The sequence below is a fragment of the Glaciecola sp. KUL10 genome (assembly GCF_003203515.1).
Classification (GTDB): domain Bacteria; phylum Pseudomonadota; class Gammaproteobacteria; order Enterobacterales; family Alteromonadaceae; genus Glaciecola.
Genome location: NZ_BGNG01000001.1, coordinates 167401 through 186061, shown reverse-complemented (window position 1 = coordinate 186061; position 18661 = coordinate 167401). Strand labels below are relative to the sequence as shown.

At 41.0% G+C, this 18661-nt stretch carries 18 protein-coding genes; 6 read left to right on the top strand and 12 right to left on the bottom strand.

Annotation, left to right across the window (positions count from 1 at the left end; all coding sequences use genetic code 11):
• Positions 1 to 105 precede the first annotated feature (105 nt).
• The 8 genes from KUL10_RS00825 to KUL10_RS00790 all read right to left on the bottom strand — a co-directional run bounded on the left by KUL10_RS00825 (position 106) and on the right by KUL10_RS00790 (position 8274).
• Positions 106 to 3216: an efflux RND transporter permease subunit gene (locus KUL10_RS00825; protein ID WP_110427016.1), complete on the bottom strand. Its 3111-nt coding sequence runs from the start codon at positions 3214 to 3216 to the stop codon at positions 106 to 108.
• 78 nt (positions 3217 to 3294) lie between these two features.
• Positions 3295 to 4236: an efflux RND transporter periplasmic adaptor subunit gene (locus tag KUL10_RS00820; RefSeq protein ID WP_110427015.1), complete on the bottom strand. Its 942-nt coding sequence runs from the start codon at positions 4234 to 4236 to the stop codon at positions 3295 to 3297.
• Positions 4233 to 5588, bottom strand: a complete 1356-nt coding sequence (locus KUL10_RS00815; protein ID WP_110427014.1) for a TolC family protein — start codon at positions 5586 to 5588, stop codon at positions 4233 to 4235. Before KUL10_RS00815 ends, KUL10_RS00820 begins: the two co-directional genes overlap by 4 nt.
• A gap of 67 nt (positions 5589 to 5655) precedes the next feature.
• A complete protein-coding gene (locus KUL10_RS00810; protein ID WP_110427013.1) occupies positions 5656 to 6054 on the bottom strand; it encodes a hypothetical protein in 399 nt (132 codons plus the stop codon).
• A 74-nt stretch (positions 6055 to 6128) separates the two neighbouring features.
• Positions 6129 to 7040, bottom strand: a complete 912-nt coding sequence (locus KUL10_RS00805; protein ID WP_110427012.1) for a cation diffusion facilitator family transporter — start codon at positions 7038 to 7040, stop codon at positions 6129 to 6131.
• Positions 7021 to 7392, bottom strand: coding sequence for a DUF3703 domain-containing protein (locus KUL10_RS00800; protein WP_110427011.1), 372 nt, complete (start codon positions 7390 to 7392; stop codon positions 7021 to 7023). Before KUL10_RS00800 ends, KUL10_RS00805 begins: the two co-directional genes overlap by 20 nt.
• Positions 7389 to 8024, bottom strand: coding sequence for a cation transporter (locus tag KUL10_RS00795; RefSeq protein ID WP_110427010.1), 636 nt, complete (start codon positions 8022 to 8024; stop codon positions 7389 to 7391). The genes KUL10_RS00800 and KUL10_RS00795 overlap by 4 nt, the downstream gene beginning before the upstream one ends.
• A 55-nt stretch (positions 8025 to 8079) precedes the next feature.
• On the bottom strand, positions 8080 to 8274 hold the full coding sequence (locus KUL10_RS00790; protein WP_110427009.1) for a hypothetical protein: 195 nt from the start codon (positions 8272 to 8274) through the stop codon (positions 8080 to 8082).
• 115 nt (positions 8275 to 8389) lie between these two features.
• Between KUL10_RS00790 and cadR the strand changes: the two genes are divergently transcribed.
• Entirely contained in the window at positions 8390 to 8779 is a 390-nt protein-coding gene (gene cadR, locus KUL10_RS00785; RefSeq protein ID WP_110427008.1) for a Cd(II)/Pb(II)-responsive transcriptional regulator, read from the top strand.
• Positions 8780 to 9086: 307 nt separating this feature from the next.
• On the opposite strand, the gene KUL10_RS00780 is transcribed toward cadR, so the two are convergent.
• From KUL10_RS00780 to KUL10_RS00770, 3 genes are all read right to left on the bottom strand, one after another.
• Positions 9087 to 9953 carry a hypothetical protein gene (locus tag KUL10_RS00780; protein ID WP_110427007.1) on the bottom strand — a complete coding sequence of 289 codons (867 nt, stop codon included), beginning with the start codon at positions 9951 to 9953 and terminating at the stop codon, positions 9087 to 9089.
• A gap of 136 nt (positions 9954 to 10089) precedes the next feature.
• Complete coding sequence (locus KUL10_RS00775; protein ID WP_110427006.1) at positions 10090 to 11484, bottom strand: DEAD/DEAH box helicase; 1395 nt, start codon at positions 11482 to 11484, stop codon at positions 10090 to 10092.
• Positions 11484 to 11996: a hypothetical protein gene (locus KUL10_RS00770; RefSeq protein WP_110427005.1), complete on the bottom strand. Its 513-nt coding sequence runs from the start codon at positions 11994 to 11996 to the stop codon at positions 11484 to 11486. Before KUL10_RS00770 ends, KUL10_RS00775 begins: the two co-directional genes overlap by 1 nt.
• A 120-nt stretch (positions 11997 to 12116) precedes the next feature.
• Between KUL10_RS00770 and KUL10_RS00765 the strand changes: the two genes are divergently transcribed.
• Positions 12117 to 12323 (top strand): helix-turn-helix domain-containing protein, encoded by a 207-nt coding sequence (locus KUL10_RS00765; protein WP_110427004.1) that lies wholly within the window; start codon positions 12117 to 12119, stop codon positions 12321 to 12323.
• A 344-nt stretch (positions 12324 to 12667) separates the two neighbouring features.
• Here KUL10_RS00765 and KUL10_RS00760 read toward each other — a convergent pair whose 3' ends face one another.
• Positions 12668 to 12901 carry a hypothetical protein gene (locus KUL10_RS00760; RefSeq protein ID WP_110427003.1) on the bottom strand — a complete coding sequence of 78 codons (234 nt, stop codon included), beginning with the start codon at positions 12899 to 12901 and terminating at the stop codon, positions 12668 to 12670.
• 267 nt (positions 12902 to 13168) lie between these two features.
• On the opposite strand from KUL10_RS00760, the gene KUL10_RS00755 reads away from it, so the two are divergent.
• From KUL10_RS00755 to KUL10_RS00740, 4 genes are read left to right on the top strand one after another with little or no spacing between them, the layout of a single operon-like run.
• Positions 13169 to 13840, top strand: coding sequence for a hypothetical protein (locus tag KUL10_RS00755; protein ID WP_146216740.1), 672 nt, complete (start codon positions 13169 to 13171; stop codon positions 13838 to 13840).
• On the top strand, positions 13837 to 15801 hold the full coding sequence (locus KUL10_RS00750; RefSeq protein WP_110427001.1) for a hypothetical protein: 1965 nt from the start codon (positions 13837 to 13839) through the stop codon (positions 15799 to 15801). The genes KUL10_RS00755 and KUL10_RS00750 overlap by 4 nt, the downstream gene beginning before the upstream one ends.
• Positions 15791 to 16723 carry an ATP-binding protein gene (locus tag KUL10_RS00745; RefSeq protein ID WP_110427000.1) on the top strand — a complete coding sequence of 311 codons (933 nt, stop codon included), beginning with the start codon at positions 15791 to 15793 and terminating at the stop codon, positions 16721 to 16723. The genes KUL10_RS00750 and KUL10_RS00745 overlap by 11 nt, the downstream gene beginning before the upstream one ends.
• Position 16724: 1 nt before the next feature.
• Positions 16725 to 18506 carry a hypothetical protein gene (locus tag KUL10_RS00740; protein WP_110426999.1) on the top strand — a complete coding sequence of 594 codons (1782 nt, stop codon included), beginning with the start codon at positions 16725 to 16727 and terminating at the stop codon, positions 18504 to 18506.
• Positions 18507 to 18661: the final 155 nt, after the last annotated feature.

The following is an 18661-nucleotide window of genomic DNA, read 5'->3' as shown; positions in this document are numbered from 1 at the left end:
TCGTTAAGAATATGATTGTAAAGTCTATACTTAATATAGAGTCAATAGGTACCTAAAAATCGTTCTGGTAAAAATTGGGCATTTATGAATAAATGCCCAAGAACACTACTGTTTCCCTTTACTATGCACAAGTCGATAGAGTACGGGCAGCACTACCAGTGTAAGCAAGGTTGACGATATTATCCCTCCGATTACCACTGTTGCCAAAGGCCGTTGTACCTCGGCGCCAGTACCCACGTTGAGCGCCATGGGCACGAACCCAAGGCTTGCTACCAATGCGGTCATTAAAACAGGACGCAATCTCGTAATGGCCCCTTCAACAATAGATGTGATGAGCTCCCCTGTTTCTTTGAACTGTTGCTTTATAAACGACAACATCACAAGACCATTTAGTACCGCAATACCAGAGAGCGCAATAAACCCCACGCCTGCGGATATCGACAATGGCATGTCCCTCAGCCACAGTGAGAACACGCCGCCCGTCAATGCAAGCGGAACACCGGTGAATATAATAAATGCATCTCGCAGCGAGCCAAACACCACCACTAAGAGCACCAAGATGACGAACAAGGTAGCAGGTACCACCAGAGATAAACGCTGACTCGCGCTTTCTAACTGTTCAAAGGTGCCACCATAGTCGAGCCAGTAGCCTGCTGGCAAATCCACTTGTTCAGCTATTTGGGTTTTAGCTTCATCAACAAAGCTGCCCAAATCGCGGTTTCTCACATTGGCGGTGACGACCACTCGTCGCTTACCATTTTCTCGGCTAATTTGATTTGGGACGCTTGAATAGCCTAATTCAGCTACCTCCGACAAAGGCACAAAACCGCCATCGGGTATCGCGATAGGAATATTCCCAATTGCCTCTAAATTACTTCGCGTTTGTTCATCAAAGCGCACCAGTAATTCAAAACGACGGTCACCCTCAAATATCAGCCCTGCACTATTGCCTCCCACTGCTGATGCTAACCACGCTTGCAAGTCAGTGACATCCAATCCATATCGCCCTAGAGCAATGGATTTAGGGTTAATGGTAAATAATGGAATGTCGTCGACTTGTTCAAGCCGTGCATCTGCTACGCCATCTATGGATTGTAATACGCTGAGAATGTCGTTAGCCGAGGCGACCAAAGTATCTAAATCGTCACCAAATACTTTAATACCTAAATCTGAGCGAACACCGCTTATCAATTCGTTAAAACGCATCTGAATAGGTTGAGTGAACTCATAGTTATTACCTGCCACTCCTTGTAAGTCTTGCTCTAACATTTCGACAAATTCGGCTTTCGAGAGATTGGGGTTAGGCCATTCATCACGTGGATGTAACATCACAAAGGTGTCGGTCACATTAGGCGGCATAGCATCGGTCGCTACCTCGGCTGTGCCGGTTTTGGCAAACACGGTTTTCACTTGCGGATAGCTCATGATTTTATCTTCAAGTGTTTTTTGCATCGACACGGCTTGTTCAATCCCGGTGCCGGGGATGCGCATGGCATGAAGGGCAATATCACCTTCATCAAGTTGCGGGATAAACTCTGTACCCAGTCGCGTGGCCATAAAAATGCTGACCACCACAAGTGCTGCCGCGCCCGCCAAGACAAACCATCTGAATTTAAGTGCGCCGCGCAAGATAGGTCGATACACCGACTTGCCCGCTACTATGATGGGGCTTTCTTTTTCGCTGACTTTACCTGTCATAAACATGGCAACCGCCGCAGGCACAATGGTGATTGAGAACACCATCGCTGCTAGCAGCGCCATAATGACGGTCGCGGCCATGGGATGGAACATCTTGCCTTCTACGCCTGTTAATGAAAACAGCGGAATGTACACGACCGTGATGATGAGCACACCAAACAAACTAGGCCGTATCACCTCATTCGTGGCTTGAAAGACCAACTCTAGGCGCTCTTTTAATGGCAACACGCCACCTGTGCGTTTTTGGGCTTCTGACAATCGCCTGATACAGTTTTCCACAATAATCACAGCGCCATCGACAATCAGGCCAAAATCCAGTGCGCCTAGGCTCATTAAGTTAGCCGATACACCATAATTGACCATACCCGTGATGGTCGCAAGCATCGCAAGTGGAATTACGGCAGCGGTAATTAGCGCCGCACGAATATTACCCAGCAATACAAAGAGCACCACAATGACCAGTAATGCACCTTCTACGAGGTTTTTATGCACTGTATCAATCGCTTTATCAACAAGTTTTGTTCGGTCATAGACTGGGTCAATCACGATCCCACTGGGCAAACTTGCTTGTATGTCACCTACCTTGTCAGCGACTGCTTGTGCGACAGCGCGGGAATTACCGCCCACAATCATCATCGCGGTGCCCAGCACGGTCTCTACCCCTTCTTGCGTTGCTGCGCCGGTTCTAAGCTCTTTGCCAATTGCCACGTTGCCAATGTCTTTCACCGTGACAGGAATCGAATTAACGCGTTTGACCACCACATTTTCAATATCGCTAATGGTTTGTAACTGCCCTTGCGAACGAACGAGTATTTGCTGCCCATTACGCTCAATAAAGCCTGCCCCTTGATTGGCATTATTGCGCGCTAAGGCTTCATGAACATCAGCAAGACTTACCCCAAAGTTGAGCATTTTGAGTGGCTCAGGGTTGACGTGATATTGCTTCACATATCCCCCGATAGCATTGACCTCAGTAACGCCTTTTACTAATGAGAGCTGCGGTTTTACAATCCAGTCATGGATTTCTCGCAGAGCCATGGCATCATAAGCTTCGCCATTTTCTTGCCGAGCGTTTTGTTCGGCGCGAAGGGTATACATGAATATCTCGCCAAGGCCAGTGGCAATCGGTCCCATTTCTGGCTCTAAACCTTGCGGCAGTTGGCTTTTTATCGCACCTAATTTGGTATTGATAAGGTTGCGCGCAAAGTACAGGTCGGTGCCTTCATCAAACACCACCGTGACTTGCGATAAACCATAGCGTGATAACGAGCGGGTGTAAGATAGATTAGGTAAGCCTGCTAGCGCAGTTTCCACCACAAAGGTAATGCGCTGCTCAGTCTCAAGCGGTGAATAACCTGTTGCTTGGGTATTGATTTGCACTTGCACATTGGTGATATCAGGTACTGCGTCAATGGGCAGTTTGTTATAACTGAAAAAGCCCAACCCCATCACCAAAAAGGTCAGCATCAGCACCAAGCCTTTGCGCTCTATGGAGGTCCTTAATATGGATTCAATCATACAAGTACTCCTCTATCGCAATTGCCAACACTATAAACAAGGTAAGCGCTTATGCGTTGGATCAGAAAGTTCAGATGATTAATGATCATGTCCGGCCTCCGATTTTTCCAAGTCGGCTTTAAACAGAAAACTGTTGTTCACAACCACTACATCCGATACTGCAATACCGCTTAGCACTTCAATGTTATCAGCGTCTTGTTTCCCTAGACTGACAGGCTCAGGGTGGTATTCATCCCCCTTTTTAACAAAGACCACATTGTTACCCTCGTATTCTTGTATCGCTGTTTTAGGCACAAGCATAGAAACATCAAGCGTATCAATCGTGATATTACCTAACACAGCAGCACCAACCGGCCAATGTCCGGAGGTATTGTCAATGTTGGCGTAAGCAAGCACATAAGGTTGCTCATCAGGTGAGGGCAAAATATGACTGATAACGGTGTCAAATGTTGAATCGGCCAGTGTGAGTTGCACAGCCTGTTGCTCTGCGACTGAACGGAGTTGATTAGGAAACACTTTAAGCTGCGCCCACACGCTGTCGTAATTCGCTAATGAGAAGAGCACTTGTCCATTAGACAATTCACCTTCGTTTGCATGTCTGGCAATGACAGTGCCAGCAAAGGGGGCGGTAAGCGAGTAGCTTTTCAGGCTTTCATTGGATTCAACGACTGCCAGTGCAGCGCCTTTTTTGACTTTGTCGCCTAAATTGGCATTAACGCGTGTGACCACGCCATCAAATCTGGCGCGAATATGACTGAGCGAGGCAGGATCGGTCACAACATTACCATACACTGTCTTGGTAATGTTAAGGGTGCCTGCACTTACCGCTTGCGTCGTTACACCCACTTGTGCTGCCATTTCTTGGGTCATGGTTACAAACTCATTGCGATGCTCATCTTTTTTCTCATCGTCATGGTCGCCCTCGCCACTGATAGCAGCAAAAGAAATGAGTAATGCGCTTGCCAATAAGGCAACTCTGCATGAGGATAAAATAGTGATGGTTAGTGTTGAACGTTTCATTTTGACACTCGCTGAAAATTAGGGACTGATGATGTGGGTAAAGCAGACTGCGCCGATGTTGCCGAAGTGCTAGATAACGGCGTTGCCGTTAACGATTCAATATCAGCGGCTCGCTGATGGGCTTGTCTTGCTGAGTGAATAAGGGCTTGTTTTGCATCAAGCAGTTCTTGACGTGTACTCACCCACTCAAGGTAGCTAAAGCGACCATCAAGGTAAGCCTGCTCCACCAATGTCAAGGCTTGCTCAAGTGGAGGAATAATTTCACCTTGTAAGGTTTGCACATTAAGCAGTGCATTATTTCGTGCCATTAGCGCGGTATTGAGTTGATGATAGAGCGCTAATACTGCGCCTTCTCTTTGTTGCTCTAATTGACCAAGCACAGCTTTTTGTTGCTCGTACTCACCCAAGTTTCGCTCGCTAGCGAACAAGGGCATGCTGACCCCTGCCACAAAGGCGGTTTCATCAATACCGTTCATACGCCGAATGCCCGCTGTCCAACTCAAATCAGCTTGATTGGCCGATTGCGCTAGCCTGACTTGCGCCTCTTGCAGTCGATATTCCTGTACAAACACATCAATGTTTGGGCTTTTGGCGACTTGCTCAAATAAAACCGAAAGAGAGGGCGATGGTGACAATGCAAACAAATTGCCTTCCACTTTAGTAAAGCGCGGTGCTTGCTCGCCCCACATAATGGCGAGACTTTTTATCATCGCCACATGGGTTTGTTTGACCGTGAGTACATCTAGTCTTGCACGCGCCAGTGCCGCATCGGCGCGTTGTTGTTCAAACGCGGGGGATGCGCCTGCTTCAACGCGTTTTGCAACCGATTGATAAGTGTATATCGCTAATGCTTGTGCTTCTTCATACGCTTCAATTAAGGCTTGCTGCGCCAATACATCCACATAGCGGCGGGTGACCTCAGCGAGGATATCCAAGGTGCGGATTTGCTTTTGTGCTTCAATCACTTGTGATTTGGCGCTAGTAAAGTTACTTCGCGCTTGCAGTTTGTCTCCAAACTCAATCACTGATGATAAGCTTAAGGTAAGCTCGGTATCTTTTATGCCAGAGACCTCACCAGTACCCAAAAAGTTTTCAAGCTCAATACTGGCGTTTAATTCAGGTTTGAGTGCCGCTGTTTTTAACTCGCCTTTGAGCGCTTGCTGCTTAAAGGCAAATTCATGCAAATAAGGTGCATTTGCCAAGGTGCGCTTGATGGCACTTTCTAAGCTTATCGACTTTGTTTCGTTGCTGCTTTGTAGCTGCGCATGGGCAGGCAAATAGGCAAAAACAGCTATGCTATACACGCTCAAGGTGCAGGTGCGCACCGTGCGTTTCAATGATAAAAATGTCATTGTTTACATCCTACTATTTCAAAAAATATTTCCCGCTACCGAGATAGCGAACCAAGATTTGATATAACTAGGAGGTGTATTTGGGCGGCCTAAGTAAGCGCGAGATTGGGGCGTCAATGACTTTTGACAGGTAGAAAAAGGCGTGACCTTCGTTGACTAAAAATGGTTTGAGACCTGATGAATCCCCCACCCATTGGGTATGAGAGCCATGGCAATGACCGCAGTGATGGCAATCTGCTGGATTGTGGATATTATCTACTGATGAAGATGAATCTTGTGACGGCGAGTTGATAACAGCTTCAAGAAGTGATTTTGCGTTGTGCCCATCGTGCTCATCATGATTGTGCACTTCAGACAAATGCGTAACATCAAGCGTATGAAAGTCCAATAGACTGGCGACAGCCGTGAACGACTGACATAAAATCAGCATGATCACTAAATAACTCGTCGCTTTTGTTTTAAACATCTATTACTGTTCTTCCATAGTTTGGCGTGTGAAGCATAGCATAATGCACAGGATTTATCTGTTCACGAAAATCGCTAAAGCGCATCTGCCTCATCTCTGCACGCCTCATCAGCAAATTCAAATTCGATGGTCGTATGCACAAAATCATAGTTAGCAAGAGACGCCCTAAGCGCCTCTTTTAACTCGCTCATGGTTTGCAATGAAATATTCTGCGTTAACTGTATATGTGCAGTCATCACATTGTGCTCACCGTCGAGTGACCAAATGTGGAAATGATGCACACTGTCCACGTTATCACTTTCTAATAAAATATTGCGCACCTCTTCCAATTGCTTTTTATCGGGTGTGGCTTGCAAAAACAATAGTACGGTCTCTTTTAGATTACGGCCTACATTAAATAAGATAAAGAGTGTAAAACCAATCGATAATATCGGATCGAGTATCGCCCACGGCTTAAACATCAACACAATAGAGACGATGAGCACGGCTACCCAACCCAATACATCTTCTAACAAATGCCAGTTAAGCACTTTTTCGTTAAGCGTACTGCCACCACTCAGTTTGTACGCCGCGAAACCGTTGACGGCAATACCAAAAATAGAGAGCAGCAACATACCTTCAGCTTGTGGCATTTCAGGGTTAGATAAACGCGGAATGGCTTCAAATAAAATCCATACCGAGCCTGTAATCAAAACCAGTCCATTGATTAATGCACCTAGTAATGAAAAGCGCTTATAGCCATATGAAAAAGTCTTGTTAGCCTCTTTATCACTCAGTTTGTTTAAGCCCCATGCCGTGCCGATTGACAAGCTATCGCCTAAGTCATGCACCGCATCGGCCATAATGGCCGTGCTATTGGTGAGCCAACCACCAATAAACTCGATAATGGTAAACACCACATTAAGAAAAAACGCCCAACCGATGCGTTTGGATGCTTCACCCCCGCGTGAGTGATTGTGGTGATGACTATGATTGTGACTGTGCATGCTTGATCTTATCTAATATTATTTGGTTACTTTGGCTGATAGGTAGCGGTTTAAATGGGCTAATGTTGGCACCGCCTGTATTGCCATTTGGAATAAAACCTACGGCAGTTTTTGTAAATGCGCCGATAAGCCTTAAGATTTGACCTAAGGATTCTTTTACGTCGCCATGTTTGAGTCCGTGTTTGAGCATGTAAAAATGCGCCACGCAATGAAGCTTTGTCGAATGTTGTCCAATCACATGTGCATCTTCTAAATGTCGAAATGCGTCCTTAGCTCTACCTTCGGAAAGTGCGTTCGAATATGCGTTAAGCTTTTTTTGTACAAATGGTTTAGCTGCTTGATAAAAAGTCACGACTGGCCTCCTGATAGTATTTTCGCATTTTGATTTTCATTTAATTCTTTTGTGGCGTCTTTGAGTATCATCCAAGCACCGCGCACTACAACGATAGAAACAATCATACCAATGATTAAATCTGGCAAACGACTATCAAGCCATAGCACTAATACACCTGCTGCAATCACGCCCATATTGGCAATCACGTCATTGGCAGAAAATATCCAACTGGCGCGCATGTTTACATCACCGTCTTTGTGCTTACGAATAATCAATAAACAAATCACGTTTGCCACCAAGGCTACTGCTCCCATCCACATCATAAGATTGGACACAGGCTCGCTTCCCATAATCGAGCGACGAATAATGTCGATGAGAATAATCATGCCAAGCATTAATTGAAAATACCCACTGACTTTGGCTGCGTTGGCTTTGTGAATAATGGATTTACCCACGGCATAAATCCCAATGGCATATATAACGGCATCTGCAAGCATATCCATTGAGTCAGCGATTAATGCCGTGGAATCAGCCAACAGCCCTACGGCTAGCTCAATGATGAACATGGCAGCATTGATAGCTAATAGCCAATAAAGTACACGTTTTTGTGATTTATCATCAATCGTGACTTCGCATCCACATCCACTCATATTGCCCCCAGCGCTATTATTTAGACACAGTGTAAAGTCTACACATGGTATAGGGTCAAGCCTTCTTAATCATTTCTTTGTAATTTGGTTTTTTAGCACCTTTCAAGCCAAGCGCAACAAACAACAGCCCGAATAACACGGTGATTGGATGCACTAGCAAGCTATGAAGCATATTGATATCAGAGAAGAAACCGTGCGTGAGTGACACAATTGTTATTCCCAATCCTAGCGATACAAAAAATACTTTCATAATGAGTCCTCTTGTTACTGACATAACTTGTTAATAGAAAAAGTGCGCTTGCTTTACAAGCAGTAAAGCAAAGTATAAAGTCTATACTTAGAATAGAGTCAAGAGTGGATGTGTGATGAAAATTGGTGAATTGGCAAAACGCTCAGGTTGCAGTATTCAAACAATCCGGTTTTATGAGCGTAAAGGGCTACTATCCAAGCCTGAGCGCACACAAGCGAATTACAGAACTTATGATAAGGCCTTGTTAGATGAATTGATTTTCATCAAGCAGTGTCGCTCGCTAGACATTTCAATGAAGGAAATTGAAACCTTGATCCACAATAAGAATAATCCTGAGCAGAGCTGTAGCAGTGTTAACAAACTCATAGACGAGCACATTTGCCAAGTGAAAGAAAAAATAAAGGAGTTATCCTCCCTCAAATTAACACTTGAGCAAATGGCTCAGTCCTGCGATGCCAACAAAACAATCAAAGAGTGCGGTATTTTGAATGAACTCAGTCATTAACCCACTCGTTGTTTTTGTCACAAAAATTCTCAGCAAGTAATTGATAAGTTCTTTGCTGTGTAATAAGTTAAAGACTTTGAAGGGCGTTTTAAATAATTAAGTTTTAGAATCGAATAATGTACTTCTAGAGCCGTTGCAGCCTCTTTTCAGTGAAGCGATCTCGGCATTTGTAAATAAACAAAATAATATATGTGTCCCAACCCTTTTTTCAGTGTTTGAAGGAGCACTAGTCAACTTGGCGAATCAAGGAGATCGAAAAGCGATTCGATACAAAGAAGACATTGATGATGCGGTGCTCAATGATAATTTAACATCTTGTTTTATTCCAGAAGCTAGTGGGGTTTTTACCTGCCCATATAACTTTATCTATCATGATCATATCGTTATTAAATTGTGATAGTTGGCTTTTCATAACAGTTGTGATTATTGGTGCTATCGTCCTACGATATAATGCTTCATCAAACATTAGAACGTTGCCTGTACGAGAGACAACATCAGAACTCAACGCGACGTAACTATTTTCACCGGTGCCTTCTTGGGTATTTTTATAAGAAAATGATGAGTATTTATGTTTAAGACTCCATTTTCTCAATTCTAACGTTAAATGTACCCAGACAGCTTCTTGGTACTTTGTTTTATGAAAGTCTTCCCCAACATATCGAGCGCGAACGCGCCTTTCTCTATACTCAGCTGCGCCTATTTTATCTTTTTTAAAACCTGCAATAAGCGACTTTATTTCTTTTCTAGAGTATTTTAGGCATAAGTCGTCTGGAAAGATGGGGCCTCTAAAAGGTTCAAATATTGGCCAAATGTTTGCTAACTGTTCTGCGGATATTGCGTTTCTATCAAAAATAGCCATGCCACCACTTCCGATTGGGTCATCCATCCACACATCATTGAGTGCTAGCGCCTTACTTTCATCAAACTGATACTCCATTATTGAAACACTTTTCATTAATGCACAGAATTCGTCGAGGATTTGAGTACTATTCATTGAGCGGGGCTCAACGGAAGAATATGGCATATAAATGAAGCTACCATCGCTTCCTTTCGTTAGGCCATTCTGTCCACTAAACATAGTCACCATCCGATATATAGCCGCTTGTAAAGTGCCAAAATGTTTTAACACTGTTGGTTTGCCATGATCTTTGGCGCCATGATAAACAATAGCCACTAAACGCTCCTAAAAAGTCTACTAAATAGATCAAATATGAAGAAAAAACCGAACGGATAGTCAATGACTAACCAATACTTCTAAGAAGTAGTCGTAATTATCGAATGCCTTAATTAGCGTTTACTATTTATTCACGTTAACTATTAGATACATTGTCGATTCTAGTCCTTGAAAAAGCACCTTTAAATAGTAGAGAATTATAAAATGATTCTGAAAGTGAAGGATTACCACGCACTTCATCTACATTAATCCTATCTTTGAAAGACTCATTTAGGTTGGTATTCTTCTCATGGCTTGGTATCGTAGCTTCCTTATTTTTCTGATTCCCTATTCGCGCCAAAATATTATCTTTTACTGTTTTCACTGAACCAACCCCCGGAACATCATCGGTTAGCCGTTTAGAATACTCAATAAGTTTAGGCTGCGCAGGCGTAAATAAATGAGCCTCACTACTCTGTTCTCCCCCAATTACTCGCATAATTCGACCTAACACTTGACGAAAATGCAATTCAGTTTTTATGCGAGTGAGATGACAGCAAACTTGCAGTCGCGGAATGTTTGTTCCTTCACTTACCATACCGACAGCGACTAACCAATCTGTTGTCGAGTACTGAAAATTACTAATAATCTCTGCACTGTCATTATTATGATAAGTGACAATGGTAACCGAACATGAAAACTTACTATTTAGAATGTCTGATATCTTGTGTGCATGTTCAACAGATGTGGCAACTACCAAACCAGCTGCAAGTGGGTTCTTTCTTTTTATTTTAACTAATTGCGATAACGATTGTTTGAGGCAAAATTCGATAATTGAAGGTGTTTCGACGATATTCTGATAGGTAACCTCGTATGATTCGAGAGCGAGCTGAATACTTTTATAAGTTTGCTGAGGCTTTGTGCCCTTCTTTAACACTATACGATCATTATCTATTACGGTAATAAAGGGAGTTCTGCATACTGAATCACGAATTGCTTCTGCAAGCCCATATTCGTAGTCACAATAGATTTTACCGTCTCTATCGCTATATTTTGATAGTGTTACCGGCTTGTTATCAGATCGCCAAGGAGTACCCGACAACGCGAGTGTAAAACGCGCGTAATTTTGAACGTTAACGAGTATGTGTTGCGCCCATATATTGGAATCTAGAATGTTGTTACCTCCACAGTGATGAATTTCATCGAATACAGCAAACACTCTATGTGTTTTGAATACGTTCCAAAAATCACTATCTTTATGGCTTAGAGATTGATAAGTGACGCACATTCCTTTGGCCCCTATCCTTCCATTTAACGACGCTCCAAGAAAGGTTTCTATTGTTTTTTGCATTCCGTTAGCTGTGACGACAGAAGGTGCAAAACAAATAACGAAATCAATCTTATTATTGCTAAATAGCTGTTGGACAATCTCTGCTGCCATTCTGGTTTTGCCAGCTCCGGGTGTCGCTAAACATAAAAAGTGTTCGCCATTCTCCATGTACTTGTTCAGGGCCTTTGCGGAGCATTCTGTCTGCCACTTTCTTAACGCCATCAGATATTATCTGCAATAAGTGATTCGATTGCGCTTACCCTACCCAGAAACTCAATATTCTTTTCTTTCGAAGTGTTGAATTTGCTCTGCAAATGGTCACGCTGATCTGGCCATAATTTACTTAAGTCCTCAAACTCTTTAATTTCTGCTGAGCTAATTAACATTTCAAATTTATACTCGCGGAGGCGTAACTCCAGTATTTTGAGTTGGTTTTTTGTCAGAACCTTGCTTTCGGTATGTGAGCTTTCTACAAGGCCTACATCATTAAATATTTTATCTGTATTCTTAAAAGTGGTTCTAATACCTGACTTTGAGGCAACACTCAGAAACTCGTGCTTAACTAGTGTTTTAAATTGCCCATTTACCCAACGCCTAGCATCACTCATATCGGTTTTCTTATCGATGCACGTTACTACTACATCACGAATATCAGTAACGGTGAATTCGGATTGTTCTTGCTGTTTAAGTATTTCAAGTAGTTGTGCGTTCGGTTTATAAATACCCTTTGGCATATTTATTCCTATTGGTTGGGTTCCTAGGAAACTAAGAAGGAAAATCAATGTGCGGATTATAGTCCGTGGATACTTAAGCCGCAACTAGAGATATTACTGGTTTTTACAGAAAGAACAGTGATGAATGATTTAGCCGCTAAAGTTGGTGCCAAAATTAGGACACTTAGAAAGGAAAAAGGTTACTCGCAGGAGCGTCTTGCGCTAACGGCTAAGCTAGACCGAAGTTATGTTGGTAGAATTGAGCGCGGAGAAGTAAACATTACAATAGAAACATTATTTCAGCTAGCTGATACTATAGGGTGCGATGCAAAAACTTTGCTTCCATAAGGAAATCTTAGAATATACAAAAGACTATTAGATAGAGTTATTTATACAATACTGTCCTTGGGCTCCATGAGCGTCAGCTCATGATTTATTAATTGATAAATCATGGAGTGAAATGCGTCTATCTAGTTTTTCTATTTGTCCCATCCTCTTACAAGTTTAATTAGTGCCTTAATTATTGAATCTACGTTTATATGACAGATTTTCTTAAAATCTGAGATTTGCACGGATTGTACCTCAAATATGCTTGATGCCGAATTTAGCAAGAAAAATAAGGGTTATCTCTAAAGATCTTATAAAATCATTACTCTCACATATGTTGAACTTAATAGTAAGAGAGTAGATCGCTACCGACCTAGGTTATCGAATGCGTGGTAATGGTCCTTCACTACGTGGCTCAAATCTAAGTGAAACAAATCCAGATTATAGGTATCGATTGCCCTGTTTTTATCTTTAATAAGAAAGTTATTATCGAATACGTTTACTTCAATACATTTTTCTAAAAAATATCTAGCTTCATATTCTGCAAAAGTACGAAACCAAACCTGCAATTGTTGCTCGGCTAGTTGCTGGACACTCATACCTCGCCGTCTTATTAAAAATAGAAAAACCCTAAATGTAAACAATTCAGAAGAGCTAAACTTTTTTTGTTCCCCAGATGGATGCAAATGACAGCGCCAGTACCTAAAAGTTTGGCTCTTTACGCCTAGCAAAGACGCACAGAGGGAAGGATTTATGCCCAAGGTAGACACCAATATTTGTTGTTAACCACAATTATTATTGTTGTTTTGAGTCAAATATCAACAGTTATTGTATTTTTTTCACACACCCATGGAATTGGTGAACATATGAATCTTCGTTTAGCAAAATTGAACGTAAACAACCCCAAACAATGCAATCTCAATGCGAAAACCTTGGTAAAACATGATTTTTATGAGAAATGTATGTTAAAACACCCTTTACGCTCACATTTTACGAGTCGATTTGCACTGTTGTATGCAGCACTTTTAGAATCGAAAAATTCAGTTCTTTCATATGTTCCCCGCCCTTACAAGATCGCATACCAAAAGACTTTTTATTACCCAGACGTACACGTAACGACCAAAAAGACACGGTTTGTGGTAGATATCGTGCCTGCATCGCTATCGGGAAACGTAAAGTCAGCAGGCCCCTCAATAGAAGAAAAAAACGCCTTTTTCTCAGCAGTAGATATTTCCTACAAAGTCATAACCACTAAGGAAATCATTAATAAACAAATTAAGGCTGAAAGCTGGCTTGATATTGTACAACGTTTATATTTAGCACGTCCCATTGATACCGACTTTGAGTATAAAACCATCTTAACATTGTGCGGATATGGAAAAACTAATACTACCCTTTATAAAATTCTAGAAGATGCGTCTGAGTTAGACATTTACAGAGCCGAAATTGCTTTGTTGAGATTAGTTTTTGATGGAAGGTTGAAGATAGATGTCAGCAAACATTCCTTTAATCATCACACTAAGGTCTCTGCAAAGTGAGCGCTTGGAAACAAAGATTAATCACACAGCCAGAACTTACCTCACTTGAATACTGGCCGGAAATACCTCTGTCACAACTATCGATAAAGCAAAGAAGGATATTTGATAAAAACATTAGAATAGTTGCATGTATATTAAATGGGGATAGCCTTACCAGCGCAGCAAAAAAACACAGTGTTTCTATCTCTCAAGTTCATAAAATATTAAATAGAGCTTTAGGAGGTGCACTAAATGAGCCTCCTGCCCTCTATCAAGCGCTTATTCCTTACTATCGAGTAAAAAAACCAAAACGAATCATACCTCTTGATTCTCTTGAGGCTAAAAAAGGTCACATGTATTCGTTTGAAACCTTACTAGAACAAGTCCCCAATTTACGTAAAAACCTAGATAATTTGTTAATGGCCAGACTAAAAGACGCTAAGAATGGACAAGTAGAAAGCGTTAGGGGGCTATTTGGAGAATTTAAACGGACACTTGAGGAAGTTAATTGGCCTAAAAATGTTTATCCGTATACCTGCGTAAACTGTGGGTATGAGGCATTACGATTATACTTTCATAGACGAAAGCAACACTTGATTGAAACGACAGCTCAAAGTAAGCAAGCTAAGAAGCATCGAAATGAATATTTTGATTTACCTGCTGAGGAGCGCGCATTACGAGAAATTCAGATAGATGAAAAATTAATTGATACACCAACTAATATTAGTATTACGTTTGGTAATCAGGTGCATGTTCTCAGAGTTTCAAGGTTCTCACTCATTGCTGCGGTGGACACCGATACTGATTGTTGTTTAGGCCTTCAACTTGTATTTTCTAGAGCGGCAAACCAACAAGATATGATGGCACTTTTTAGAAAAATCTTAACTCAACAACAATCGCTTAACTTGGGTGAGTTTGCTTCAGAGTTATTGGATGATGCTTCATATCCATTTCATAAAGACGGTAACAGTAATGGGTTTATTTTCTCAAACATTAAATTAGACAATGCGCTCATTCACCTCGCTAATTCAGTGAGAACCTTAGTTTGTGATAAGTACGGCGCTACCTTGAATGTTGGACGCCCTGCGAAACCAAATGACCGCAACTGGATTGAATTTGCGATGAAAAGACTTAATGGTTTTTCACATAGACTTTCATCCACGACGGGAACAGGTATTAGTGATGATAGAAAAGAAAGCAAAAAACTAGCAAAAACGCCCCCTATAATAAGTTTTGAACAACTTCAACAGGCACTACACTTAGAGATGTTAAACCATAACGTTGTGCCACAGGCAAGACTTCATGGAATATCTCCTCTTGCAAAATTCAATAGAGATATAACTAATCTAAGCATCCCTAGGTTACCTACATCAATGGAAACGTTTTGGGAACACTATAGCGAACGTGTGAAAAAGAAAATTCATGGGAAAGCTGCCGGATTAAGTCGATTCATAAATTTTCATTACTTGAAATATACAGGTAACGCACTTTACGAAACCAACGACGACTATGTTGAAATAAGGTTTAATCGAGAAGATATTCGTATTTTAGATGTATATAGCTTAACCGGTACTCAGCTCGGAAATATAAAAGCCCCTAATTATTGGCAAGCCTACCCCTATAGCATTTACCTGGTGACACTTTTGTTTAAAAAGATAAAAAAAGAAAACTTATCGAGAGTTGACCCTTTCGCTAACTATTTTTATCAATTACTCAAAAATAAACATAAACCTAGCTCAGTTTTAAACTTGACTCAATTGTTAACAGATATTGGTACTTTATCAACAACCTCCTTCGATATTGATGGCTCACTAGATGGCTCCCCCAAACTGACTAACAACGAAATAAGGCTAATAGATATTGGCAACGATGAGTCATCAACTAGTGATGCCACCTCAAAAGCACAAAACAAAGACGCAGAAATTCCAGATTGGGACGAGATTATGTTTAACACAACAATTGGGGAAAAACATGACATTTGATTCAGCTATCCACCCATTATTTAAACCATTTGGCCTTAAGTTGCCAACGAAACAAATAACTGTTTTGCACAAGACAATTACTCAATGGATTTGGTTTGGCGCAACGGGTGGATATATTGAGGGAGATTCTAGAGCGGGGAAAACTACAGCAGTTGAAATGTTGTCCACGTCACTCAAAGATAGGGAGGGAAATATACTACCATCTATGATTATTACTGTGCCGGAGAGAGATAACAAAACAGTTAGAGCAATACATTTGAATAATTGTGTTGTAGCAGGAATACCATTTACTGCCAGAGCTAGTTCTGATGCATTAAGCGCTACTTGGTGTTTTCATATAGCTGAACGATGTTCGCAAGATGAATCAGATACCTTTGTATTATTCGTAGATGAAATGCAAAGACTAATTCCGAAGCAATTCAACGCATTTGCAGAATTGCATGATAAGTTGAGAGCTATGGGGATATTGCTGGTAGTAATATTTTTAGGCAATCGGTATGAAAGCAATGAACTCATTACAGAAGTTCAGTCAAATAGCTACAGTCATATAAGAGGCCGTTTTTTTGTGCATAGCACCAAGTTTTACGGATTGAGAAACAAGGAAGAACTTAAACAATGTCTATCTTTGTATGATAGTACTTTCTTTCCCTTAGGATCATCTATTTCTTACACGGAGCATTTTTTGCCCCAACCATTTTCGAACGACTGGCGGTTAGAAGCACAAACCGAATTGATTTGGAATGTGCTAAATCAATATAAAAGAGACATGGGCTTAGAGTCGGTCGGAATGCAATATGTCATCATGACTATAAAGCTTCTACTTTGCGATTATTTACCTAAGATAGGTGTAGAACGCTTGTGCGATGAAATGGTCAGTAAATGTGTAGAGTTGTCGGGGCTTAAGCAATCAAGGTTTTTGTAGCATGAACGAGAATATGAGCCGTCTTAGCTTTGATGATCTAATTAAAAATTACGATACAATAAAACAAAATAAAAAGAAAATATATGCTGATAATGACCGGTTTGCAACGCTAGCTTTCAATACTGGAGAGATGTATCAATTGCCATGGGAAAGTGGCTTCGCAAAGTTTAGACGGTTTCTGGCAGTCAATCCAAGTATACGATTCAGCGACCTTAACAAAAGTTCATCAAATAAAGCGATTACTCAGGACGCGCTTAGTGCAGTTTTTACGAGATTATTTGCGCTAGAACCGGCAAAATTTAGTGCATGCCGCCCATTGTTAACTCTATCTTCGGGATCGCAAGGTATTTCTAGAAATTGCCCTGGGTGTAGTAAAAATGGATTTCATTCCGACTTTTTCGAATATGAATGGGTTGAGCGCTGCCCTGTTCATAATCTTCCACTTGTGAAAACGTGTGTTGATTGCGATAAACCATGGCCAATATTAAACGAATACAACGCTAGGGATTGCTACTCCTGTACTAAGATACCCCCAATAAAACTGAGCGACATGAAGATAATTAGACTTCATCATAATCAAGCGAAGAGTCAATTTGAAAGTTGGAAACAATTCATAGACCAAAGTTCCAAACAATTTGGGATAGTAGGCTACCCACAATATAGCAATACTAGCAAGTTCAGAATGATTTGTTTATCTGATAAAGACGCGCTCGAATATTGGCAATATTTTAACGTATCGAATGAGCAGCGCCAAAATAAGAATAAAGTGGAAGTATCTCAAATAAACTCTAAAGTTTTTAACGTTACCTCAATACACCGAAAAATACACATGAGTGAACACCACTACCTCGACAAGTATCTAAAAAAGAGAAAAAAATGGAGTAAAGGGGTGCGGCGCAAAGTTGCTAATGCCTTGGAAAAATTTTGTAATAACCACGCCAGTAATACACATAAGTTTCACCGCCAATCTCTTTTTTCTTCACATATAAACTCTGGTAAGAAAGTAAAGATTTGTCCGTATTGTTTTTCCGTAAATTTATGGTTGGATACAACATCAGATTTTGCGCTGTCTTATTCAGACAGTTATTTTTTTGTGAAGCAGCCTTCTATCGATGATTTGTTGAGGAAAGCGCCTTCGTATAAATCAATCGCACTCTTAGGGCGCGACGTCTTCAATAATCATTTGATTATTGAAGATACCAAGAACAACCAAGAATTCTTGAAATGGTCATTAGAATATCATTTAAGAGGATGGTTTATCGAAATATTCACTTCGGTAAATGATGCATTACCAGCCTTTGAAGAAAATAAGTGGCCGCAAGTAGACAGTCACGGGCAGTTCGCCAGTTTTCTGCAATCTCGTATATATGAATTTTGGCACTCTAATGATCATTTTGGGACCATACGCACGGTCAGTGACACATTAGAACAAATTACCGTAACCGGTAAGCAAAGTTTACTTCCATCTTTTGATGATTTGTTTAAGCTTGCATCGTATTCTGGATTAAGCTGCACGCACTTTTTTGAATCCAGTGTGTTAGTCGAAGATAGTGACGAGCGAGAGAAGTACTACTTTATTTATGATTATGGGGATCGTCCTCCCAAGAGTAATCCAGTTCAAAATAAACTAAGCGGTTTAGATGAGGTAAAGAAATTTATTAAAGCGAAGAGGCTAAATAGACAGCATCTAGAGGACGAACTCAAACAAATGACGCTAGAATTCGCAAAAAAAACAAATGACCCTTTCTTTAGGAAACGAATTATAGGTTTCAAACTTCCTTAGTGCATAAACTGCTTAATTTTATATGAAATATACTTCGTGCTAAGACTTAAAAATATAGCATAACTGTTTTACTACTTAAGAAGGATGTTTGTAAAATTAAAAAATCATCTCTACCTTTTTACTACTTAAGAAGGAATATAGGGCGTAATTCTTCG